Origin of the sequence: Peribacillus psychrosaccharolyticus ATCC 23296 (assembly GCF_000305495.1) — a bacterium.
GTDB classification, from domain to species: domain Bacteria; phylum Bacillota; class Bacilli; order Bacillales; family DSM-1321; genus Peribacillus; species Peribacillus psychrosaccharolyticus.
In genome coordinates, this window is sequence record NZ_AJTN02000222.1 from 16,574 (window position 1) to 40,136 (window position 23,563).

A 23,563-nucleotide genomic window follows, 5' to 3' on the forward strand; every position below is an offset into this window, starting at 1 on the left:
TTTATTCCGAATTAAACATGTAAAGGTCCTCCAGGATTGTGTATAATAATGAGTAATCGGGAGAAAATGAGGATTGATACTGTGCTGTTTAAAAGCCTAGAGTTCAGAAATTATCTTGGACATAAGGTGACTATTACAGAAATACCAGTTTTAGTATCCGAGAATTGTGCTTGCTTCATGGTAAATGCTCGTCTTGAAATGTTCGTGAATGAGATTTATAGGAAGAAAGAATATAAAGCGTCGTATTCCTTTAAGGAATACTTGTTATCTGTATTGAGATGGCCTGAGTACAAAGAACTCTTTGCAGATGAACTGCAGCATAATGCTTAAGGTAAACGCCATGGTTTAGTCCACCAGAATGGATAAAAGGTATCAATTTTTGATTTCTTTTTTTCATTACGATGGACTGAGCGATGGCCTTTTTTTATCGACGGGCATGAAATACATATAATTGTCTAACATTTTGTTTGAATGGACCTACTGAACAGGTATAATACATAGTGTATTGTTAACATAAGGATGTGAAATTGTGGGCAAGGTAAAAATAGTCACGGATTCAACTGTTGATATGACTCCCCAAGAGCTCGAAAAATATGACATTGAAATGGTACCCTTATCAATTTCTATTAATGACGAGGTATTTTTAGACAAAATAGAAATAGAACAAGATGAATTTTTACGAAGAATGAGAAATGCAAAAGAACTCCCTAAAAGCTCACAGCCGACTGCGGGAGTTTTCCTAGAAACGTATAATCGGCTGGGTCAGGATGGAAGTGACATTATTTCTATTCACATGACCGGGGGGATGAGCGGGACTGTACAAGGTGCTGAAAGTGCTGCGAGTATGTCAGATTCAAATGTACTGGTAGTGGATTCAAAATTCATCTCCAAAGCTTTATCTTTTCAAGTAATCGAAGCCGCAAAAATGGCGAATGAGGGCAAGAGCGCATCCGAAATTATTGAGCGGTTAGAGAAAATTAGAGAGAATACAAGCTTAATTATTATGATTGATACATTAGAGAATTTAGTAAAAGGCGGTAGAATTGGGAAAGTATCTGCTTTTCTCGGGACGCTCCTCAATATTAAACCGATTGCTCTTCTTGAAGGAGGAGTCCTGAATCCAGTTTCTAAAGCTAGAAGTCATTCTCAGGTAATTAAATTTGTTTTGAAGAAATTCCGAGAAGATACAGCTGGTAAGAAACTCTCAGGTATCGGAATGGTTCATGCAAATGGCCTAGGTATAGCAGGTAAGGTAAGGGAAGCGATTGCTGAAGAATCAGGTTTCCATGATATTAAGATTGAAGAGACAACCCCGGTTATCAGCACACATACTGGTGAGGGTGCTTTTGCTATTATGTATTATTGGGATTGATTTAAAAAGAACATCTGGTTTCTTAACCAGACGTTCTTTTTGTTGATTATTTTTCTGGAATCGGGGTAGGAGTCGGATTTGCATACCCGTCAGCATATTTTTCATCGATTGCTAGTCGAATGTCTTTAACGGTTTTTCCTTCGTTTTCCATGGCAATGGAATCAGCAGCAATTTGCAGACAAACACCGCATCGGGTACCGTGATCATCCCAAACTACCTGTCCATTTTTCTTGTTTTCAAAGACAAAGCAGTCATAGTTATTCAGATGACCTGCTGACTCTCCGCAGCCGCAATAACAAGGCATGTTTTCTAATAGACGTTGGTGCTGTCCGGCTTCTGCATAGATGGTTTTAATTGCTTTATCTTTTTTTTCAAGAAAAGCAGGTAGTACAGAAGTGGATGCGGTCTCTTCTTGCAGGTCTCCATTTTCAGCGTGGTGAGAGTGGCTTTCCGTATCTGTAGAATCAGAGCTTGATTGTGTACCACAGCCGCTTAATAGAATGGAGACTGTGAATAAACTGGTAATGAGTGTAGATTGAATGTTCATGATTTTTCTCCTTTTTACTCGTTGAAAATATATCGTAACATAGTTACTGCCATGTTTGCTTTTTATTAGCAAAGTTTGCAGCGTAATTGTATTGTTCTTTCCTGTGGTGCAGCACTCTGATAAAATGAGAAAGTATAGTAGAATATAGACTATTAAAGGCGGGGAAAATATGAAAAAGCTCCCAATGCTCATGATACTTATGATGACATTGCTGGTGTCGGCATGCGGTTCAAAAGAAGTTCCTAACGCGAATAACTGGGAAACAGAAGATTTTAGTTTTATTGATCAGAATGGGAAGGATTTCTCTAAATCTGATTTAAAAGGAAAAGTTTGGGTTGCGGATTTTATTTTTACAAATTGTACGACGGTATGTCTGCCAATGACAGCAAATTTAATTAAACTTCAGCAACAATTAAAGGATGAAGGGATTAAGGATGTTGAATTCGTTTCTTTTTCTGTTGACCCTGAAACGGACAAGCCGGACGTATTAAAAAATTATGGAACAAAGATGAATGCAGATCTTTCTAATTGGCATTTTCTTACTGGATACAGCCAAGCTGAAATAGAAAAATTTGCTTTTGATAATTTCAAAACACTCGTGAAAAAGCCAGAGAATGAAACTCAGGTTATCCATGGTACAACGTTCTACTTGGTGGATCAAGAGGGGACTATCATACAGGATTATTCAGGGACGAAGGATGTGCCGTACGAAGAGATCATTAAACATATCAAGATCTTACAGAATTATTAAGACAGGCCCTTAGGTCTGTTTTTTTGTTTGCCTTGTTGGGAAAAGTGAGCGTATATGGGCGGTTCGTATTGTTTTTTCGTGATATAATAATAGGAGTATAAGGGGTGGTGGAAGAGGATGAAGAGTAAATACATCAGTCTGTTAGTTAGCTTAGTTCTGATTTCAGCTTGTTCACACAATCGGCATGCATTAGACTCAGAGAATAATGTTCCAAAGAGTCGGCTTGAATTAAGTGAAAAGAAAAACATTCCGGTTACCTTCTTTCCTGATCCAGTTGAAATCGTTTCAGTGGGAGATTCATTAACAGCGGGAGTTGGAGATAGTAAGGATGCAGGCGGGTATCTTCCATATTTGAAAGAAAGTCTTGAAAGCGAACCGACAATTACCTCGGTAAAGATGGATAACTTCGGTGTAAAAGGAAATCGATCTGATCAGCTTTTGAAACGGCTGGATTCAACTGCTATTAAAGGGAGTATTGAAAAAGCAGATGCGGTTGTGATTACCATAGGCGGTAATGATATTATGAAGGTTGTCCGTAACCATTTTTCTGAGTTGAAGATGGATCAGTTTAATGATGCCAGAAAAGGGTATGAATTAAGATTAAAACAAATCATTGAAAAAGTTCGATTATATAATCAGGATACACATATATATTTAGTAGGCGTCTATAATCCATTTTCACAATGGTTCACAGGATTTGGTGAATTTGATACGATTATGGAGGAGTGGAATAAAAGCAGCGAACGGATCGTCAGCGAATATGACGAGGCGTATTATGTTAATATAGGTGATATTTTTACGGGCACAACAGCCGAAGTATTATATACAGAAGATTACTTTCATCCGAATGACCTAGGGTATCAATTGATTGCCGATCGAATATACAATCATTTAGATATCATGTCTTTAGGTGATGCGCTGGCTGCAAGCACTAAAGGGGATGAGAACGTTGACAACTAGAAAATGGAAAACATTATTTATAGCGTTAGCTGCCTTGAATATAATCGGCATCATAACCGTATTCTTGTTAATTAGTTTACCTGTAAAAGATGAGCCTATCTCAGAGAAGCTTGTACAGAACGATGATATCGAATTTCAGGTTCATGCCAATCGAGAAGATCTTAATCTGCTGATTGCTCAATATCTGGAGAAGGAAGGCTTCACAGGCATTATAAATTATGAAGTTTTGTTAACAGATGAAGTAGAGTTATTCGGAACCGTAAAGATGTTTGGAAGAGAAGTTGAACTGAAACTTACCTTTGAACCAATTGCTCAGAAAAACGGCGATTTGGTTCTTGTTCAAAAAACGATTAGTCTCGGACAGATGGGGCTGCCTGTTTCATACGTCATGAATTTTATCAATAAACAGTTCAAAACACCTGATTGGGTAACCATTCAACCAAATCAAAAACAAATCTATGTTTCCTTACAAAATATGAAACTAAAAAGTGATATTAAAGTAAAAGCCAAAAAATTTGATCTGGAAAATGATGATATCTCCTTTATTCTATCTGTTCCATCACTCTAGGACACTATATACCTGTTAGTCTGTTAAGAAAACACAAAAGAATGCCGTCCTGGAGGATGGCATTCTTTTGTGTTTTTGGAGCTGTGTAAGGGAAACAAAAACGGCGTTGATTAGGTATGGTAGTCAAGGACTTGTAATAACAGCTTGGAGATTCGGTGTTCCTCCGCTCGCAAGACCAATAATGTAGATCGTATACGGTGTACCAGGTTTGAATTCTAATTTATTTAGCGGTAGAACGACTTGGTTTGTTCCAGCAGCTCTCACTTCTAAATCTGCTGTCGTTGGCGTGATGGCAAGATAGTTCGTGTTTTTTCGATAAGCTAGTTCTTTAAAAATAGCTGCACCATCTTTTATGCCTATATCCACTTCAGGAGCATCTGGGGAAAGGTGGACGATACGCAGCGCGGCTTCTCCCATAGGTACTTGAATGGTGTCTGGTATGGATACTAGTTTAAATTTTTTATCTTTCACTGTAACCGCAAGCGTAACAGATTGACGGGGCTCAACCATGATTCGTTGACTTAAAACCGTATTGGTTTGATTACCGGCAGGATAGACGTCGACCTGATATTTGCCTGCAGGAAGTGACAAGTATTCACTTAGTCTTTGGTAAGGGTAATTACTAAAGATCTTTGTTTCATTGACATAAATATCAACATTGCCTGCGTTTGGTGCTGCATGCAAAAGCCGAAGATTCCCTGGTTCGTTAGAGGAATGCATTATGTGATCTCGATCTTGCTCAAGAGCCTTGGCGATGTTTTCTAGATGTTTGTAATAATATTGAATATGCAGATTGGGATTACTGTATTTAAAATAGTTTGAAAGCGTGTCGTATTTGGCTGCTTTATGAAGGTATTCATCCATATTTCTATTCGGCATTACTCTCGCTCCTATCTTTCCATCTTTTCGTACCCAGCATATGCCCAACTTTCAAAAGTTGTGAACAATGAAAAGCCTTTCTCGAAATCGGAACGGCAGATTATTTTACACGAAGGTGAAAAAGCGTTAAAATGCTTTAAAAGCCAGAATTGGCTGGGAATAGGAATGGAGGATGAAGATTCTTGCCAAATTTAGAAAAAGCAACCTTTGCGGGCGGCTGTTTTTGGTGTATGGTGAAGCCTTTTCATGAACAGCCTGGAATAGAATCTGTTTTCTCAGGATACACAGGGGGAACTACGGAAAACCCAACCTATGAAGAAGTTTGCAGTGATAGGACAGGCCACTATGAGGCAGTACAAATTACGTATAATCCAGAGATATTTCCCTACGAAAAGCTAGTGGAATTATTTTGGCAGCAAATTGATCCAACCGATGAAGGAGGGCAATTTGGGGACAGAGGAAGTTCATATCAAACAGCCATCTTTTATCACTCTGAACAACAAAAACAAACGGCAGAGGCTTCTAAGGAAAAATTGAGTCAAAGCAGACGTTTCTCAAAACCGATCGTTACACCTATTTTGCCTGCTGCAGTCTTTTATCCAGCAGAAACCTATCATCAAGATTATTATAAAAAACAACCAGCCCATTATAATGCGTATCGAGTCGGGTCAGGCAGAGCCGGCTATATTGAAAGACATTGGGGGAAATGAAATGACTGATAAAGAAAATTTAAAGCAGAAGTTAACACCTATCCAATATGAAGTAACACAGAATAATGGAACAGAGCCGGCATTCAGAAATGAATACTGGAACCATAAGGGTGAAGGGATCTATGTAGATATTGTCTCGGGAAATCCGCTGTTTACCTCTAAGGATAAATTTGATTCGTCCTGTGGCTGGCCGAGTTTTACGAAGCCAATTGAAGACGAAGAGGTTATTGAAAAAAGTGATACAAGCTATGGAATGCGCCGGATAGAGGTTCGCAGCAAAACAGCTGATTCACATTTAGGTCATGTGTTCAATGATGGTCCTGGTCCCAGCGGCTTACGATATTGCATTAATTCAGCAGCTATTCGTTTTGTACCAGTTGCTGATCTTGAAAAAGAAGGCTACAGTGAGTATAAAAAGTTTTTTATGTAAATAGATGTTACAAAGAAAATCCCTGACAAGTATATGTCAGGGATTTTCTTTTGTAATTATGGCAGCAATACGCACCACGGATTGATTACTTTGGTTAAACCCTGACCGTGTTCCTGATACCTCAAAACGGACGGTATGCGGACCTTCAGAAAGGGAGCTGGCAACATAAATAAATCGTTCTCGGGCAAACGGCCACCATGTACTAAGCTCTACGGTCTTTTTACCATCGATAAATACAGTGATTTCTCCCCCATCGGGGCTGCGAAGCACCTGCAGACCAAGCATCGTGCCTGTAAAGTGGTAGGTTATGGAAGTCGCTTTTTTTTCACTTTGTAAATAGCTTCCCTGCTTGAAAAAGCCGTCCATTACATCGGGATTTTCCACCGTTTTGAATGAGAAATCAACATCTTGATCTAACGGACTCGGCAGTTTAGAAATCTGTTTATTGGCAGATGCATTTTTTTCTAACGCTCTAAAAATGGTATCTGTATAAAGCTGATACCCAGCGCTATTTGGATGAATACCGTCCTTAGTTAATTGTTTTTCCGTTTGGCCAGAATCAGCGAAAACGGGTCTCATATCAATATGAGTTGTGTGGTAATGGTCGGAAAGTACGTTTATTACTTGTGCAAACTGGTCATTTTTCAAAGAGCTTTCCGTTATGGTAACGATATCTGCTCGTGGGAAGGTTTTTTTAACGTGTCGTAATAACCCTTCATATTGCTGCATAAACTGATCAGCTGACATATATTTTCGATCATTTTCACCAAAAACAATGAATACGAAGTCTTGATTAGGTGAGATGTCACTTATTGAGAATTTAAAAAAGCCTTCAAAAGCAGTTGAACCGCTTTGTACGATTTTATCACTTTTACTAGAAGACCCATATGTCGACTTGATTTTCTTTTCAAGCATGGTAAACCATGTTTGTTGAGGAGTTTCTGCCCCTGAACTACGTCCAATACTGTCTCCAATAATTAAATAGCGTATAGGCTTACCGTTAAGCAGTTTCTCGTATCCGGTCTTATTTCCATTAGAACCATATGTTTCAGCCATATCTTGAAACAGAAATAAGCTAAATAAAAATACGAGCATGACAAAAGAGACGAGCGGCAGTAATTTTTTTCTTTTATGCAACATTTTTCCCCCAACGTATTATTCCATCTTATTATAACCTTAAAAAGGAAAATAGGTATATGTAAACATTTACTTTTTTTATCAAGTTATTCGGTAATATCTACCTAGTTGAGAGTGTGCATATTTTTCTTATTACAAAAATGGGCGAATGCACAGTCCGATACAGGCGTGTTTACATATGGTAAGGATGTAGTGAGATATTAACAAAGGAGTGGAAGTATATATGTACGGAGGATATGGTGGCGGATATGGCGGCGGATACGGCGGAGGTTACGGCGGCGGCTGTGGCGGCGGATACGGATATGGCGGCGGCGGCTTCGGCGGCGGCTTTGCTTTAATCGTTGTATTGTTCATTCTTTTAATCATTATTGGTGCTTCATTCTGTAACTACTAATATTAGTTTTAAAGCCAGCCATTTAATATGTGCTGGCTTTAATTCTTTAAAAAAATACCGTCAGCGTGTCTTTTTTGCCTTCTTGATTTCTGCTATAATAGCCTAAACTTGGAAATAGTGAAATTGTAAAAATACATACGGAAAATGGAGCTGGAGAGACATGCTGCCTGAAAGATTGAAAGCAGGAGATGAGATTCGTGTACTTGCACCATCACGTAGTTTAGCTATTGTTAAGGGGGAGCAAAGACGGATTGCAGAAGAACGTTTAACAGAGCTAGGCTTTATTGTTACCTATGGAAGAACAGTAATGGAGCATGATGATTTTTTCTCCAATTCAGTGGAAGATCGGATTGCTGACATTCATGAAGCATTCGCTGATCAAAATGTCAAAGCGATATTTACGGCAATTGGAGGGTACAACGCCAATCAATTATTGGGTTATCTTGATTATGAATTAATTAAAAGCAATCCCAAGTTCCTAATCGGTTACAGTGATATTACGGCAATTACACTCGCAATATATCAAAAAACAGGGTTAATTACCTATTCTGGACCGCATTTTTCTTCATTCGGAATGAAATCAGGTTTTGAATATACATTGGATTCTTTTAAACAAGCAGCTATGACTGAAAAAGAGTATATAATTGAACCTAGTGAAACATGGAGTGACGACTCCTGGTACCTTGATCAAGAAAACCGTACATTCCATATTAATAATGGCTATGGCGTTCTACAGGAAGGACGTGCTGAAGGGACAATCATTGGCGGTAATTTATGTACAATGAATCTATTACAAGGAACTGAATTCATGCCTTCGCTTGACAATAGCATTCTATTTATTGAGGATGATAATGAAATTCATCCATTTACCTTTGATCGTGATCTACAGTCTCTTCTTCATCAACCGGGTGCAAGTGGAATAAAAGCGGTCGTCATTGGACGTTTTCAAAAGGAATCTGGGATGACTGAATATGCGTTACAACAAATTATTGCCACAAAACGAGAATTACAGGGAATTCCTGTGATTACCAATGCTAACTTTGGACATGTATCACCATTTGCCACAATCCCAATTGGCGGAAGGGCCGTTATTGAAGCTTTTCATGGGAAAGCAACTGTTAAGATTCTATAAGATTACCAAGCAAAGAATACCCTGCCGCAATCGGCAGGGTATTCTTTCTTTATTAGCGTGTCATTTTTCTATACCAGGCAATGTCATTTCACGTGCTGTCATACCATTTTTATCAATTTTGTATAGATGATAATCAGAGGAAGATTGGGCAAATTTACGATCAACAAGAAAATAGACATCCTTGCCGTCCTGACTAAATACTGGCGTCTCTGTATATTCTCTGAGGTCAGTTAATTGAGTCTCTTTTTGCGTATTAAAATGATAACTAAATAAATCATAGATATAGGTACCAGAATGATCAGAACCGCTTACGGCTTGGAAGACGACTTCATTTCCATCTGGGGTTATCGCGAAATCATAAACATCAATATCAGGACGAGGCAGATGGATTAATTCTGGATCTGCCGTACTATTAAGCTCCATCTTGAAAATACCTGTGCGGCCATTAAAGATATCCTCAGCTGTTTTAACGTTTTTGTCATCGTCGGTTTGAATATAAGCGTATTTGCCATCTGCTCTTTTCGATAGGGAAACATAGCTTGTTGTATTTGACTTCCAATCAGCCCGCTGTCACCAAAGCTCTTAATGGCTAAATCTTCGGACTCATCAATTGTCTTTCCTTTCATCATCCACTCATCGCGTGCAAGTTCTAAATGAATAAGTAATTCTTCATATAAATCGGCACGCTCAACTTGTGCAATCAGTCTGACTAACAATCTGACTAACAAAGTTCGTAAGCTTAGATTTCATAGTAAGTCCTCCGAACTTTTCTTAATTAAGGATTCAATCAGTTGGAAGCTCTTTCGTTTACGCTCGAGTTCTTTTACGCCTTCTTCCGTTATTTTATAGTACTTTCTTCTTCCAGAATCAGTGTTTAGCCAATAGCCCTCAATATATTCTTTTCGTTCCAGTCTTTTAAGGGCTGGGTAAAGCATACCTTCACTCATTTCATACTGATTTTCACTGATGGTCTTTAAAATGCGCGTCATTTCATACCCATATAAATCTCTTTGTGAAATAAGAGAGAGCAATAATACTCCCTTTCATCATTTCTTTATCCATTCCTCTATATTGTTCCATATTTATGCATTTATTGTAATGCGATGTACATCGTATTACAAGATATATTTCCAGTAAAAGTATTTTATTAAGTGTTTTGGATGAAAGATTCTTCTATAAGGCACATACACTTTACTAGAATGGATGTTTTGAAGGGAGCTGGAGCGTAACGTGAATTCCACATCATTAATCAAACCGGTTCTTAATGGGGTGTATCCTGTCATCAGTCATGGGAAAGGCGTTTTTTTATATGACAAGGACGGTAAGGATTATCTAGATGCATCATCTGGGGCTGTCACAGCAAACATCGGCCATGGTGTGGAGGAAATTAATCAAGCAATGCTTGAGCAGGCAGAAAAGGTTTCTTTTGTATATCGGTCACAATTCACAAGTGATGCGGCAGAAAAGCTTGCAGATAAACTAGCGCTGCTGATTAAGGGCAAGCTGCAATGGAGCTTCTTTGTCAATAGTGGATCGGAAGCGACTGAGACAGCATTAAAAATTGCGATTCAGTATTGGCAGGAGAAAGGGCAGCCAAGAAAAAATCGAATCATTTCGAGATGGATGAGCTATCATGGCATCACGTTAGGTGCTTTATCAATGTCTGGTCATCCACTCCGGCGAGAGCGATTTACCTCTCTTCTTGAATCGTATCCTTCGATACCAGCCCCTTATTGTTATCGGTGTCCGCTGCAGTTAGAACCTGGTACCTGCGGGCTTGCTTGTGCGAATGAATTGGAGGTGTCTATTCTCCGAATTGGTGCAGACAACATTGCTGCGTTTATAGCCGAGCCTGTCATTGGTGCTGCTGGTGCAGCTATTGTTCCACCGGATGGGTACTTTCAAAAGTTAAAACAGATTTGTGAAAAATATGACATTCTTTTCATTGCTGATGAGGTGATGACGGGAATGGGGAGGACCGGAAAAGTACTTGCTTCAGAACATTGGGGTGTAGAGCCTGACATTGTTACGCTTGGTAAAGGGATGAGCGGAGGGTATTCTCCTATCGCAGCAGCAATTGTGACAGAAAAAGTCCTTGAGCCGATTATGAATGGATCGAAATCCATTATGGGCGGTCATACCTTTAGTGCAAATCCGTTATCCTGTGCCGTGTCACTGGCAGTGCTCGACTATCTCGATACAAATGACATGGTTGAAAAAGCGGAGAAATCAGGGAAAATTCTCGGGGAATTATTGAGTAAGATTGGAGAGGAATTTTCATTTATTGGCGATGTTCGCGGAAAAGGAATGCTTTATGGAATTGAATTTGTCATGGATAAAAAAACGAAGAAGCCTTTTCCCATTCAGATGGATGTAACCAATAAGATCATTAAACAAGGGATGGAACATGGGTTAATCGTTTATCCTGCTGCGGCTGGTGAAGAAGGCATTACAGGAGCAGCAGTTATCATTGCTCCCCCGCTTACAATACGCCCAGCTGAACTCATAGAATTGGGACATAGATGGAGAAAGACGTTACAGGTCTTTAAAGATACTGCCGGGTTAGGATAGAGGAGGTAATGATTTGGCTGTATTAAGTAAAGTGTGCAGTTTTGATGATATTTTGCCATTGTTTCAGGATGAACAAAGTATTATGTTTGGTGGATTCGGCGGTATTGGAACACCGAGCGGACTGGTAGATGTGCTCATGAAAGCGGGCAGCCGTGAATTACTTTTGATAGGAAATGACACAGGGTTTCCCGATATCGGCATTGGGAAACTTGTCTCCAATAGAAGAGCCAAAAAACTAATTGTCTCACATATTGGGTCTAATCCGAACGCTGGAACATTCATGTCTAACGGTGAACTAGAAATCGAATTCTCCCCTCAAGGTACGTTGATTGAACGCATCCGGGCAGGGGGAGTGGGACTCGGCGGCATTCTATGTGATATCGGACTAGATGAGGACATTGTCAAACGGGATAAACAGCGGGTCACTGTTAATGGCAGCGAATACTTAATTGAGCCGGCATTAACGGCAGATATTTCGATCGTTTATGCCGAAAAAGCAGATGAGTTTGGGAATTTAATATATGACAAAAGTGCTCGAAATACGAATCCATTAGTTGCGATGGCAGGGAAAATTACTGTCGTTGAAGCAAAAGAAATTGTTCCGGTTGGGGAACTGGATCCTGAAGCCATCATTACTAGCGGTGTATTTGTGGATTATGTAGTTCAATCGGAGGGGGTGAACTGGAAATGGGTTTGGGAACCGAGATAAGGGATAAAATGGCGAAGCGTGCGGCAGAGGAAATTAAAGACGGCATGCTTGTGAACCTAGGAATAGGGATTCCTTCGCTTGTTCCCAATCATTTGCCTGAACATCATCAAGTGATGTTTCATTCAGAAAACGGCATTATTGGGATCGGCTCTACACCTGAAGCCGGCGAGGAAGATGCTCATTTATGCAATGCAGGAGGTTATCCGGTCACTATCAGAGGCGGTGCTTCTTATTGTGACAGTGCTGCGGCATTTGGAATTATTCGCTCCGGTTTAATTGATGTAACCATTTTAGGTGCTTTGCAGGTCAGCGGGGAAGGAGATTTGGCTAATTGGATTGTCCCAGGCAAACGAGTGCCTGGAATGGGCGGGGCCATGGAGCTTGCGGCTAGAGCTAAAAAAGTAATTGTTTTAATGAATCATTTGGAAAAGTCAGGTGCGCCTAAGCTTGTAAAAGAATGCTCACTTCCGCTGACAGCGAGAAAATGCGTACATACAGTCATTACGGAACAAGCTGTCTTTACAGTCACTGCAGAGGGTTTACTTTTGACGGATTTGTTTGCACCCTACACGTTAATCGATATCCGAGAAAATACAGATGCATCATTTACCATTAGTGAAAATCTGCGCTATATAAGAAAAGAGCAGGGGGAGGGGTAAAGTTGGACGTTGAAGCGAGTATTAAGCAATGGCTGTATAATCACGAACAAGAGGGAATAGAATTGCTTCAGAAGCTTGTACAGGAGCCTAGTAAACGCGGCCGCGAAGCGAAGGCACAGGCCATTATTATGGAGAAATGCAAACAACTTGGTATGGATATCGATTGCTGGGAGCTTGAGGGCGATTCTTTGCGTCAGCATCCACAGTTTCATTGTGACCGGAGTGACTTTAGCGGGAATCCCAACTTAGCCGCGGTTTTAAAAGGGAGTGGAGGGGGAAAATCGATTCTACTTAATGGACATATTGATGTTGTTCCAGAGGGGAATCTTCACGATTGGGTAGAACATCCTTTCAGCGGTATCGTAAAGGATGGCAAAATGTATGGCCGAGGAACCACGGATATGAAAGGCGGTACGGTTTCCTTACTTATGGCCATGGATGCCATTATATCGTTAGGAATCCAGTTAAAAGGGGACGTGATTTTTGAAAGTGTCATCGAAGAAGAAAGCGGTGGCGCCGGCACACTTGCTGCTGTATTGCGGGGATATCGGGCAGATGGGGCCATTATTCCTGAACCGACGAATCTGAAATTTTTTCCGCTTCAGCAGGGTTCTATGTGGTTTCGTATAACCGTAAAAGGGAAATCAGCTCATGGAGGTACTCGATATGCAGGGGTGAATGCCATTGAACAGGCAATGGTTGTCATTGATGCCATTCGAGAGCTAGAGACCAAACGGAATGAAGCGCTGGACCATCCGCTTTATGAGACAATTCCTATCCCAATACCGATTAATCTGGGCAAAATTTCAGGTGGAGATTGGCCATCTTCTGTACCGGATACAGTTATTCTTGAAGGACGTTTTGGGGTAGCGCCTAATGAGAGTATTGAAGCGGCACAATTGTCACTAACTGAATGTTTGAGTGAATTAAATACTGTACATGAATGGTTTCAGATCAAACCAGTCGAATGGGAATGGTTTGGCGCTAGATGGCTGCCTGGACAACTTGAGGAAAACCATCCGCTCATGCAGGTTCTAACAGATAAATTTATATCTGTGTTTAATAAAGAACCAGTGATTGAGGCCTCACCATGGGGGACGGACGGCGGCTATTTATCAGTTGTGGGCAAAATTCCAGTCATGGTCTTTGGACCAGGCATAACGGAAATGGCCCATGACGCGAATGAACATATTGAGCTAAGAAAAATAACCGAAGCTGCACATGTCATTGCGCTGACAATCCTGGAATGGTGTGGAATGGATGATGCCTAACGATTTTCGGGATATGGGTCTGATTCAAATGATTCAGCCCTTTTGGTACAATAAAGGAGGAGATACTTAAAAAAGGGGGATATCAAATTGGAAGAGATCGCACAAGTTAAAGAGATAACAACAGATCGCTATACAATGAAGCTAACGATTGATCGATTTAATAAACGAGTCAGAGTAGAAGATTATCGCGGCCATACCGAGAGCTGTCTACAAATTGCGGTAGATGCAGCTCAAGAGATCCAGGCAGAAAAACTGATCGTTAAGGCAAGAGCAGGTGATGTTCAAAAGCTGATTGCAGAAGGTTTTGTATATGAAGCTTCCATTGATCGGTTCTACCGAGGAAGCGACTGTTTCTTCATGGCAAAATTTTATCAAAACGAACGCCGCAACAGTGTAAATTGGGAGGAAGGCGATCGAATTCTTGATAGTGTAACGACGCTTAAGAAAAAAGGCTCCCCAGCTGTTCCACCTCATGACTATGAAATTCGAAAAGCGACTATGGATGATGCCAAAAAGCTCGCGGCATTATATGAGACGGTCTTTGAAATATACCCGACACCGATGAATAATCCTGACTATATTACCGAATGCATGAAGAAAGGTACGGTCTTCTATGTATATACATATGAAAAAGAAATTGTCAGTGCAGCGTCCGCTGAAATTGATATGAACGAATTTAATGCAGAAATCACTGATTGTGCTACCTTGGCTGCTCATCGGCAGTTCGGCTTAATGAGACGTTTAATTGAAGCGCTTGAAGAAGATTTACGGAAAGAGCAGATTTTTTGTTTATACTCAATCGCCCGAAGTCTTTCTTATGGAATGAATGCTGCATTTTACGGACTTGGCTACAAATATAAAGGGAGGCTGGCCAATAACTGTTATATTTTTGATAAGCTTGAGGACATGAATATGTGGGTGAAAACCTGCTGAGGTGCCAGGAAATGGGCACAAAGGGTGCCGATTTTCGGCACTTTACTATTTCCGATTATTGACAGAAGGGAGTGGGTGAAGACGGAAGATTTTTTTAATACTCGTGAAGTGCTGGAAGCAATCTTAAAAAGTATTGATGAAGGAATTCATGTAATCGATAATAGCGGCAGAACGATTTTTTATAATGAAGTAGCTGGTGGACATGATGGCATGAAAGTCGAAGAGGTACTTGGCAAACCACTTCTGAAGGCGTTTCCTTCCCTAAATCAGAAGTCTTCTACCCTGCTTCAAGTGATTGAAACGGAACAGCCCATCTTTGATAAACGGCAATCTTATCTCAATCTTCATGGCAAGATGATTGAAACGCTTAATACGACTCTGCCGATCCATGTAGATAACCAAATGATTGGCGCTATTGAAATTGCCAAGGACTATTCACGTTTGAAGAACCTATCTGAGCGGTTACTCGATTTAGAAACGACGGTAAAAAAGCCGAGCATCTCTAAAAAAAATGTGAACAATGGAGCGGTCTACACATTTAATGACATTCTGACTAAGAACCATGATTTTCAACAAATCATTCGTCAGGGAAAACGAGCGGCAGAATCGGAATCAGCCGTCCTGGTTTTTGGCGAAAGCGGAGTTGGTAAGGAGTTGTTTGTTCAGGGAATCCATAATGCTTCACCACGCTGCAAGGGACCGTTTATTGCCCAAAATTGTGCAGCTCTTCCTGAATCTCTACTCGAAAGTTTACTCTTCGGTACAGCTAAGGGCAGCTACACGGGTGCGGTTGAACGGCAAGGGTTATTTGAACTTGCGAACGGGGGAACCTTGTTTCTGGATGAATTGCAATCAATGCCTATTGAGCTTCAGGCAAAATTGCTGAGAGTGCTTGAAGATGGGTTAGTCAGACGAATAGGCGGGTCGAAAAGTACGTTTGTCGATGCACGAATTATCACGGCGATGAACACTCATCCTGAAAAAGCGATTCAGGAAAAGACCTTGAGACCCGATTTATTTTATCGTCTGAATGTATTGAGCTATGAACTGCCGCCGCTTCATAAACGCCCAGAGGATGTTGTATATTTAGTTAATCATTTCATTCGTCACTTCAACGTACAACTAGGGAGGGCTGTGGAAGGGATTAGTGAAGAAGTCCAAACTATTTTTCTAACCCACCACTGGCCTGGAAACGTTAGAGAACTAAAACATACGATTGAATTTATGATGAATCATACCGAGGGCACTGTGCTGCAGGGTACAGATTTACCGGTATTTCTAAAGAAAAACATCGAGCAAAATCAGGGCATTCAACCACTTCGGGATGCATTAAATCAAATGGAGGAAACTTATATACAAAGAGCGCTTCTCCAAGCTAATGGGAACGTCCTTCAGGCATCTAAGCTGCTGGATATTCCAAGACAGACTCTGCAATATAAAATCCAAAAAAGGCAAAAATGAGTAAATACGTATTTTCGAGATAATATGGTTTTGGGTTAACTTTGGCATACTACTTGCATCTAATACTACTATCAAGTTTTTGGAGGTAATTAGATGTTTAATAACCTATATGTACCTGATCGCAAATGGCAGGATATTGAGCTATGGAAAGACGTCACAGAAGAGCAATGGGGAAACTGGATTTGGCAGTTAACCAATACGATAAGAACACTTGATGATTTAAAAAAAGTGATTAATCTTACCCCAGATGAAGAAGAAGGCGTCCGAATATCCACCAAGACCATTCCGCTTAACATAACACCCTACTATGCGTCATTAATGAATCCAGATGATCCACGCTGTCCTATTAGAATGCAGTCTGTCCCGGTATCAGATGAACTGCATAAAACGAAATATGACATGGAAGATCCGCTTGAAGAGGATGAAGATTCGCCTGTGCCTGGTCTGACACATCGATATCCTGACCGGGTTTTATTTCTAGTAACGAATCAATGTTCCATGTACTGCCGCTATTGCACAAGACGCAGGTTTTCAGGGCAAATTGGTATGGGCGTTCCTAAGAAACAGCTTGATGCAGCAATCCAATATATTAGGGAAACACCTGCTGTGCGAGATGTACTCCTTTCCGGTGGGGACGGCTTACTCATCAATGACACGATTTTAGAGTATATTCTTAAAAACCTGCGAGCAATTCCCCATGTAGAAATTATCCGCATTGGTACGAGAGCTCCTGTTGTGTTTCCACAGCGAATTACGGAGGACCTGTGTACAATTTTACAAAAGTATCATCCAGTTTGGCTTAATACCCATTTCAACACGAGTGTTGAAATCACAGAAGAGTCTAAAGCTGCCTGTGAAATGCTCGTAAATGCTGGGGTACCTGTGGGCAATCAATCTGTTATTCTTGCAGGTATTAATGACAGCGTTCCAATTATGAAAAAACTGATGTATGACCTGGTCAAAATTCGAGTCCGTCCTTATTATATTTATCAATGTGATCTATCAGAAGGAATTGGCCACTTTCGTGCGCCTATATCCAAAGGGATCGAAATCATGGAAGGACTTAGGGGGCATATTTCGGGCTATGCTGTCCCAACTTTCGTCGTCGATGCGCCGGGGGGAGGCGGTAAAATTACGCTGCAGCCTAACTATATTCTTTCTCAATCGCCTACTAAAACGGTACTTCGTAACTTCGAAGGTGTCATTACCACCTATCCCGAACCGGAACACTATACACCAGGACGTGCAGACGAATATTTTAAAGGTCTTTACCCTGATGTCGTGGGAAAACAGTCTGATATTGGAATTGCAGGGATTATGAATGATAAACAATTGAATCTCGTTCCAAAGGGATTAAAACGGATGAATCGCCGTGAGGAATATGTCACAAATCCCGAACACGCTTCTTTAAAAAATCAACGCGAAAAACGAGATCAGCTAAAAGAAAAGAAATTTCAAGCACAGCAGAAGAAATCCACTTCATTTACAGAGGGAGGGGAATAGGATGGCCATTTGCCCTTGGTGTGAAGCAGGAACTATTTCTTCTGTATCGGATACGGTTTATTGGGAATTACCTGACGGAACAAGAGCAGTCGAAATCACCGAAACCCCTTCGTTAGCCTGTGCGAATTGTCAAGCAAAGTTTCAAAGTGATGAAATAGTAAAGGAAATTGAAAATCAACTATTTCTAATTGATACCAAGCTGCTTGAAAAAAAGACCACATATAATGAACTGATGACTATGAAACGATTGTTGAAACGGAATTATTTTGATTTTAGTTAAATAACTAGTTTTGGAAACACTCATTACGAGTGTTTCACAGTTTGTAGACAAAAGGGGGTCGGAATGGTGTCATTCCGAACCCCTTTTGGATTTTAAACACATTTCATGGAAATGTTTCTGCTTATCAAGGCAGCTCAGCCGCTAAAAGAAATACTGTGTTATTGCATCTTTAACATAATAGCCGCTCTCAGAATCACTTGTGTTCTCCTTAATGACCTTTGATACTTCCTTTTTCGAACTGACGTGTCGGAGAAGGTTTTTTGGTAATTTTCCCGATCTTGCTTGCTCTCCTCCTGAATCTGTTCTCGGGTAGCACGTGTTTTCATTCGGGCTTCGGATTTTATTTAAATTAAAATTAGAAAGACTGTTGTTTGCTGTGGAAGGCGTGAAGACTCCTGCGGGAACATCGGGACAGGTGAGACCCCGCAGGAGCGTAAGCATTGATGCGGCTCACCGCCCGCCCGCGGAAAGCGAAGCGCCTGGAACAGAAATCAAAGACCCCATTCAAAAAACTAAAATAAGAAGACTGTAGACAAGCTCGATTTTCATCAAGTTTGTGTTTTCTTTGTTTTACTATGTTTACTGTGTAGTGCCGAGAATTGGGCACTTATAAATGATGAAAACAATAGATATATCGATTGTTTTTAATCGTTATATCGGTTAAAATAATCGATATAGAAAGGTGGTGGGGTTGATGAAAAAAAGAAGAGGGTTTATAAAGGCAGCGATCTTGCATTTGCTCAAAGAGGAATCTATGCATGGTTATCAAATCATGAAGGAATTAGAGAGTCGTTCGGACGGACTTTATTCCGCAAGTGCGGGTACGGTATATCCTGCCCTTCAGGAATTATTGGAAAAGGAATGGATAAAACTTGAGTCTGATTTAGAGAAAAAGATTTATTTTATTACGGATGAAGGCAAGGAACGTTTAAAGGAGCTTAGGAAACGAGAAGAAGGGGATTTCTGGGCTGACTGGAAGGAACGATTAATTTGGCGGAACTCAGAAGAATTTATTCAGTTAAAGACGGCTGTTGAACAGTGGGAAGAAGAAATGCATAAAGCGATGAAACGAGTACGAAGTAACCCGGAAAGCGCTGCAGAAATGAGTGCCTTTTTAACCGAAATGACAGAGCGTTTAAAGATAGCTAACAAATAGATAGGAGGGATTTCCATGAATTCTTTGAGGAAACTACTTCCTTATATAAAACCTTATATGCTGTTTGCAATTTTGGGTCCGTTACTGATGTGTATAGAAGTAGGGATGGATTTACTGCAGCCGACAATTATGCAGCATATTATCGATGTGGGAATTGCTGATAATGACAATGGATATGTCTTGAAACTTGGGCTGCTCATGTTATTGACTGCTTTTGTTGGTTTAATTGGCGGGGTGGGAAGTTCAATTTATAGTACCAAGGCAGCTGTTAACTTCGCTGCAGATATACGCCGGGATGTGTTCAAGAAAACAAAACAATTCTCCAACCAAAATACAGATACTTTTGGTACTGGAAAATTAATCACCATAGTGACGAATGATATTGCAGCGGTTCAGCAGGCAGTGATGATGATCTTGCGGATTTTTGTACGAGGACCGTTAATGTTTATCGGATCTGTAGTTATTGTCTGGTTGACTGCACGTGAGTTATTCCCTGTATTACTCGTTACGATTCCAATTCTTATTGTTTGTATTTATTATTTTTCTTCTAAGTCGGGGAAATTATTTGTAAAAGTGCAACAAGGGATGGACCGGATTAATATAAAGCTTCAGGAGACATTGGCAGGGATTCGTGTCATAAAAGCATTTAATCATGAGGATTATGAAAAAAACAGTTTAAAAGTATGAATGATTTCTTAATGGAGAGAAATCTCTCAGCAGAGCAAGTTATTCTATCTTTAATGCCAATCATCTTGTTCGTGGTAAACATCGGCATGGTTGCAGGGATCTGGATGGGGGCAATAAAAGTAAATGCAGGTTCTCTTCAAATCGGTGTGATTTTAGCGTTTATTAATTACCTGAATATTATGATGAATGGGTTGATGTCAAGCAGCAATGTCCTGATGCAAATAACTCGTTCCTTCACATCAGCGGATCGGATTGGACAGGTGCTTGATACAAACATTGATATTACAGAACCTGCAAATCCTGCTTCACTGCCAGAAATTCGAGGTGAAGTGGAATTCAAAGATGTCAATTTCAGTTATAGTAAAAATGGAGAATATGTATTGAAAAATATATCATTTACAGCCAAATCAGGTGAGAAAATCGGTATTATTGGGTCCACAGGCTGTGGGAAATCAACACTCGTTAAACTGATTCCTCGTCTATATGACGCTGATTCTGGGGAGATTCTTATTGATGGCGTAAACATTAAGGAATATCCGTTGGAAAACCTGCGAAAGGCGATTGGTTTTGTTCCGCAAAATGCCACACTGTTTTCTGGAAGCATTGAGGATAATTTATTTTTTGGCAAAGAACAGGCAACAAATGAAGAAATGGAACATGCAGCACAGTCTGCATCTGCACTGGAATTCATTGACCGATTTGAAGATACATTCGCTCATGAAATCAAGCAAGGTGCAACGAATCTTTCTGGCGGGCAAAAACAGCGTTTATCAATGGCTCGGGCCTTTATTCGTGAACCGAAAATATTGATTTTAGATGATTCAACATCAGCCATTGACGCCATATCAGAATCTGCCGTGCAACAGGCGATAAAACGGAATCATCCAGAGACGACAGTTTTTATCGTTTCTGCCAAAATTTCATCCCTGATTGATGCTGATCAGATTCTCGTGATAGATGATGGAATGGTTGCAGCAAAAGGAACCCATCAAGATTTACTCGTTGCTAGCAGCATTTATCGTGACATCTTTGCCACACAAAACGGAAAGGAGGAGGTCTCTTATGAGTAAAACGTCTATGCAGGCTCCGAATGTAATCGGTCGTGCTCGTGGACCAAGAGGCTTTGGCGGACCGGTTGTTAAAGCAAAGGATAAAAAACAAACCATGAAGCGGATATGGCGATATATGGAGAAGCAAAAGGCAGCACTGATTGCTACCATCATCTTTGTTATCATCTCTACGTTATTAGGGTTACTAGGACCTTATCTAATTGGACTTATCATTGATCAATATATTCTTCCGAAAGATATGGCCGGCACTTTTAAGTTTTTAATCGTACTCGCTGTGGTCTATACGGCATCGTCAGTATTTACTTGGCTGCAAACCTATTTAATGGTCCGAGTTTCCTTACAGACTATTCGGAACATACGCCAAGATTTATTTACCAAACTTCAGACATTATCGATAAAGTTTTTTGATAAACATCCACATGGTGATTTGATGAGCCGGGTGACAAATGATATTGACAGTTTGAACAATGCACTCAGCCAAAGTGTCATTCAATTATTTTCGTCCATCTTAATGGTCGCTGGGGTGACCATCGCCATGTTTTCACTTAATTGGGTGTTGGCTATTGTGACACTGCTGATTATCCCTGTGATGGTCTATACAACCAAACAAATCATTACATACAGCAGCAGTAACTTTATTAAACGCCAGCGGGATTTGGGTGAGTTGAATGGATTTATTGAAGAGTCCATTTCGGGGAACGAAGTCATTTCACTTTTTGGAAAAGAGGAAAAGATGTTTAATGAGTTCTCTGTGGTCAATGAAAGACTGCGTTCCTCTTCCATTGCAGCAGATACCGTTTCGGGATTTCTCGGTCCAATCAACAACTTTATTAATAATTTGGGCCTTGGTTTAGTGATTGGAGCAGGCGCATTTATGACGCTTCAAGGTAGTGCATCTGTAGGGATTATCGCCGCTTTCGTCGCTTATTCTCGTCAATTCTTTCGACCCATTAACCAGTTATCAAGTCTATTAAATATGTTTCAATCTGCATTAGCTGGTGCTGAGCGGGTATTCGAAATTATGGATGAAACTCCGGATATTGTGGATCAGGTAAACGCAAAAGACATAGACTCCTTAAAAGGGAATGTAGAATTTACTAATGTGTACTTTGGCTATGACGATCATAAAACCATCTTAAAAAATATTAATTTTCAAATAAGAGCAGGCGAAAAGGTTGCCTTGGTAGGTCCAACTGGGTCAGGTAAAACGACCATTATTAATCTGTTATTGAGGTTTTATGATAGTAACTCAGGGGAGATAAGAATTGATGGCACGTCGATAAAGGAGTATAAAATCAGTGCAATCAGGAAAAAAGTCGGCATTGTGCTGCAGGACACCTTTATCTTTTCAGGAACGATTATGGAGAATATTCGTTATGGTCGTTTAGAAGCAAGTGATGAAGAAGTCATTGCAGCAGCAAAAATGGCTTCTGCCCATGGGTACATTAAGCATTTACCTAACCAATATCAAACAGTTATCACGTCCAGCGGCTCCAATTTAAGTCAGGGACAACGACAATTAATTGCGATTGCGCGAATCATCTTAGCGGATTCAGATATATTGATTCTTGATGAAGCGACATCGAGTATTGACACAAGAACGGAAATAGAAATCCAAAAAGGCTTGAATAGATTAACAGAAGGCCGGACGAGTTTTGTGATTGCCCATCGTTTAAAAACAATTGAGAATGCCAATCGAATTTTAGTTATTGACCAGGGTGAAATCATTGAAAGTGGTACGCATCTAGAACTCCTATCGAAGAATGGTTTTTATAATCAATTGTACAGAAGCCAGTTTACTCTTAATGAAGTCAGATAGTCGTCACCATTTATTCACGAAATGTTCATTCTTCTCCATCGCTGCTCGAGGTGGTTCACTTACAATAAAGTAAGTAAGGGGTAAAGGGGAGAGGGCAAATGTACTGGGCATTAACGATAATGATGATTGCGGCGATGTGTGGTTTATTTAGCTGCGGATACTTTGTAGCGGTTATCAACAGGAAATACGGTAAATCATGGCTGCACGCCATCCCGATAACGATTGCACTCTTAATGTTCAATGTCATCTGGGCTCTGCTTGAAATGGCGAAAACAGGTCGTTGGACTAGTTGAACGTTTCTATAAAAAGGCGCACCTAGAATATGGTGCGTTTTTTTTGTGTTGTTTTTTTGACGTCTCCTAGAACTTTCGTTATATTTAGTACACAATAAATGACGCATTCTTTATAGGAGGAACGATGAAACCTTTTTATTTGTTTTTGATGACATACAGACAACCAAAGATTATAGATGAAATAACTAGATTTGTCAAATGAAGCTTTTAAAGATCACGAGTTTCCAAAACAATCAACTGATTATGATGAAGTTAGCAGATACCTAGAAAT

General features: G+C 40.3%; 26 protein-coding genes and 2 pseudogenes. 22 read left to right on the forward strand and 6 right to left on the reverse strand.

Annotated features, from left to right (window positions below; all coding sequences use genetic code 11):
• Window positions 1–66: 66 nt before the first annotated feature.
• Both WYK_RS16770 and WYK_RS16775 read left to right on the forward strand, forming a co-directional pair.
• Complete coding sequence (locus tag WYK_RS16770) at window positions 67–330, forward strand: DUF2535 family protein (RefSeq protein WP_235782542.1); 264 nt, start codon at window positions 67–69, stop codon at window positions 328–330.
• 199 nt (window positions 331–529) lie between these two features.
• Entirely contained in the window at window positions 530–1,372 is an 843-nt protein-coding gene (locus WYK_RS16775; RefSeq protein ID WP_040375625.1) for a DegV family protein, read from the forward strand.
• Between the two features lie 46 nt (window positions 1,373–1,418).
• Here WYK_RS16775 and WYK_RS16780 read toward each other — a convergent pair whose 3' ends face one another.
• Window positions 1,419–1,919: a PCYCGC motif-containing (lipo)protein gene (locus WYK_RS16780; protein ID WP_040375626.1), complete on the reverse strand. Its 501-nt coding sequence runs from the start codon at window positions 1,917–1,919 to the stop codon at window positions 1,419–1,421.
• A gap of 169 nt (window positions 1,920–2,088) precedes the next feature.
• Between WYK_RS16780 and WYK_RS16785 the strand changes: the two genes are divergently transcribed.
• The 3 genes from WYK_RS16785 (at window position 2,089) to WYK_RS16795 (ending at window position 4,198) form a co-directional block, all read left to right on the forward strand.
• Complete coding sequence (locus WYK_RS16785; RefSeq protein WP_040375627.1) at window positions 2,089–2,670, forward strand: SCO family protein; 582 nt, start codon at window positions 2,089–2,091, stop codon at window positions 2,668–2,670.
• Window positions 2,671–2,787: 117 nt separating this feature from the next.
• The gene (locus WYK_RS16790) at window positions 2,788–3,630 is read left to right on the forward strand and encodes an SGNH/GDSL hydrolase family protein (RefSeq protein WP_040375628.1); all 843 of its coding nucleotides are present in this window, start codon (window positions 2,788–2,790) and stop codon (window positions 3,628–3,630) included.
• Complete coding sequence (locus WYK_RS16795; protein ID WP_152526490.1) at window positions 3,620–4,198, forward strand: YpmS family protein; 579 nt, start codon at window positions 3,620–3,622, stop codon at window positions 4,196–4,198. The genes WYK_RS16790 and WYK_RS16795 overlap by 11 nt, the downstream gene beginning before the upstream one ends.
• A 123-nt stretch (window positions 4,199–4,321) precedes the next feature.
• On the opposite strand, the gene WYK_RS16800 is transcribed toward WYK_RS16795, so the two are convergent.
• Complete coding sequence (locus WYK_RS16800; protein ID WP_040375630.1) at window positions 4,322–5,077, reverse strand: DUF4397 domain-containing protein; 756 nt, start codon at window positions 5,075–5,077, stop codon at window positions 4,322–4,324.
• Between the two features lie 182 nt (window positions 5,078–5,259).
• Between WYK_RS16800 and msrA the strand changes: the two genes are divergently transcribed.
• Together msrA and msrB are read left to right on the forward strand one after the other, a co-directional pair.
• Window positions 5,260–5,787, forward strand: a complete 528-nt coding sequence (gene msrA, locus WYK_RS16805; RefSeq protein ID WP_040375631.1) for a peptide-methionine (S)-S-oxide reductase MsrA — start codon at window positions 5,260–5,262, stop codon at window positions 5,785–5,787.
• A 1-nt stretch (window position 5,788) separates the two neighbouring features.
• Window positions 5,789–6,217: a peptide-methionine (R)-S-oxide reductase MsrB gene (gene msrB, locus WYK_RS16810; protein ID WP_040375632.1), complete on the forward strand. Its 429-nt coding sequence runs from the start codon at window positions 5,789–5,791 to the stop codon at window positions 6,215–6,217.
• A 36-nt stretch (window positions 6,218–6,253) separates the two neighbouring features.
• On the opposite strand, the gene WYK_RS16815 is transcribed toward msrB, so the two are convergent.
• On the reverse strand, window positions 6,254–7,354 hold the full coding sequence (locus WYK_RS16815) for an SGNH/GDSL hydrolase family protein (RefSeq protein ID WP_051387605.1): 1,101 nt from the start codon (window positions 7,352–7,354) through the stop codon (window positions 6,254–6,256).
• A 307-nt stretch (window positions 7,355–7,661) separates the two neighbouring features.
• Between WYK_RS16815 and WYK_RS26375 the strand changes: the two are divergent.
• Together WYK_RS26375 and WYK_RS16820 are read left to right on the forward strand one after the other, a co-directional pair.
• Window positions 7,662–7,748 (forward strand): annotated as a pseudogene (locus WYK_RS26375) (YjcZ family sporulation protein); the annotation flags it as partial.
• A 160-nt stretch (window positions 7,749–7,908) separates the two neighbouring features.
• Window positions 7,909–8,880 (forward strand): S66 peptidase family protein, encoded by a 972-nt coding sequence (locus WYK_RS16820; protein ID WP_040375633.1) that lies wholly within the window; start codon window positions 7,909–7,911, stop codon window positions 8,878–8,880.
• 60 nt (window positions 8,881–8,940) lie between these two features.
• Here WYK_RS16820 and WYK_RS16825 read toward each other — a convergent pair whose 3' ends face one another.
• From WYK_RS16825 to WYK_RS16835, 3 genes are read right to left on the reverse strand one after another with little or no spacing between them, the layout of a single operon-like run.
• The gene (locus WYK_RS16825) at window positions 8,941–9,303 is read right to left on the reverse strand and encodes a TolB family protein (RefSeq protein WP_051387607.1); all 363 of its coding nucleotides are present in this window, start codon (window positions 9,301–9,303) and stop codon (window positions 8,941–8,943) included.
• Window positions 9,270–9,608, reverse strand: coding sequence for a permease prefix domain 1-containing protein (locus WYK_RS16830; protein WP_040375634.1), 339 nt, complete (start codon window positions 9,606–9,608; stop codon window positions 9,270–9,272). The genes WYK_RS16825 and WYK_RS16830 overlap by 34 nt, the downstream gene beginning before the upstream one ends.
• Window positions 9,609–9,626: 18 nt before the next feature.
• Window positions 9,627–9,869, reverse strand: a complete 243-nt coding sequence (locus WYK_RS16835; protein WP_326238921.1) for a PadR family transcriptional regulator — start codon at window positions 9,867–9,869, stop codon at window positions 9,627–9,629.
• Window positions 9,870–10,110: 241 nt separating this feature from the next.
• Between WYK_RS16835 and WYK_RS16840 the strand changes: the two genes are divergently transcribed.
• The 13 genes and pseudogenes from WYK_RS16840 to WYK_RS25760 form a co-directional block, all read left to right on the forward strand.
• Entirely contained in the window at window positions 10,111–11,451 is a 1,341-nt protein-coding gene (locus WYK_RS16840; protein WP_040375635.1) for an aspartate aminotransferase family protein, read from the forward strand.
• Window positions 11,452–11,464: 13 nt separating this feature from the next.
• Window positions 11,465–12,160 carry a CoA transferase subunit A gene (locus WYK_RS16845; RefSeq protein WP_040375636.1) on the forward strand — a complete coding sequence of 232 codons (696 nt, stop codon included), beginning with the start codon at window positions 11,465–11,467 and terminating at the stop codon, window positions 12,158–12,160.
• Window positions 12,139–12,819: a 3-oxoacid CoA-transferase subunit B gene (locus WYK_RS16850; RefSeq protein WP_040375637.1), complete on the forward strand. Its 681-nt coding sequence runs from the start codon at window positions 12,139–12,141 to the stop codon at window positions 12,817–12,819. Before WYK_RS16845 ends, WYK_RS16850 begins: the two co-directional genes overlap by 22 nt.
• 2 nt (window positions 12,820–12,821) lie before the next feature.
• Window positions 12,822–14,090: a peptidase gene (locus tag WYK_RS16855; RefSeq protein ID WP_040375638.1), complete on the forward strand. Its 1,269-nt coding sequence runs from the start codon at window positions 12,822–12,824 to the stop codon at window positions 14,088–14,090.
• A gap of 87 nt (window positions 14,091–14,177) precedes the next feature.
• Entirely contained in the window at window positions 14,178–15,023 is an 846-nt protein-coding gene (gene ablB / locus WYK_RS16860; RefSeq protein WP_040375639.1) for a putative beta-lysine N-acetyltransferase, read from the forward strand.
• A 75-nt stretch (window positions 15,024–15,098) separates the two neighbouring features.
• A complete protein-coding gene (locus WYK_RS16865) occupies window positions 15,099–16,484 on the forward strand; it encodes a sigma-54 interaction domain-containing protein (protein WP_040375640.1) in 1,386 nt (461 codons plus the stop codon).
• 93 nt (window positions 16,485–16,577) lie between these two features.
• Entirely contained in the window at window positions 16,578–17,987 is a 1,410-nt protein-coding gene (gene kamA, locus WYK_RS16870; RefSeq protein WP_040375641.1) for a lysine 2,3-aminomutase, read from the forward strand.
• 1 nt (window position 17,988) lies between these two features.
• Window positions 17,989–18,267: a YokU family protein gene (locus WYK_RS16875; RefSeq protein ID WP_040375642.1), complete on the forward strand. Its 279-nt coding sequence runs from the start codon at window positions 17,989–17,991 to the stop codon at window positions 18,265–18,267.
• 694 nt (window positions 18,268–18,961) lie between these two features.
• Window positions 18,962–19,423, forward strand: a complete 462-nt coding sequence (locus WYK_RS16885; protein ID WP_051387609.1) for a PadR family transcriptional regulator — start codon at window positions 18,962–18,964, stop codon at window positions 19,421–19,423.
• Between the two features lie 15 nt (window positions 19,424–19,438).
• A pseudogene (locus tag WYK_RS16890) lies at window positions 19,439–21,180 on the forward strand (ABC transporter ATP-binding protein).
• Window positions 21,173–22,999 (forward strand): ABC transporter ATP-binding protein, encoded by a 1,827-nt coding sequence (locus WYK_RS16895; protein ID WP_235782543.1) that lies wholly within the window; start codon window positions 21,173–21,175, stop codon window positions 22,997–22,999. The pseudogene WYK_RS16890 and the gene WYK_RS16895 overlap by 8 nt, the downstream one beginning before the upstream one ends.
• 98 nt (window positions 23,000–23,097) lie before the next feature.
• A complete protein-coding gene (locus WYK_RS16900; RefSeq protein WP_040375644.1) occupies window positions 23,098–23,292 on the forward strand; it encodes a hypothetical protein in 195 nt (64 codons plus the stop codon).
• Window positions 23,293–23,483: 191 nt separating this feature from the next.
• A partial coding sequence (locus WYK_RS25760) for a YozE family protein (protein ID WP_235782544.1) occupies window positions 23,484–23,563 on the forward strand: 80 nt, incomplete at its 3' end.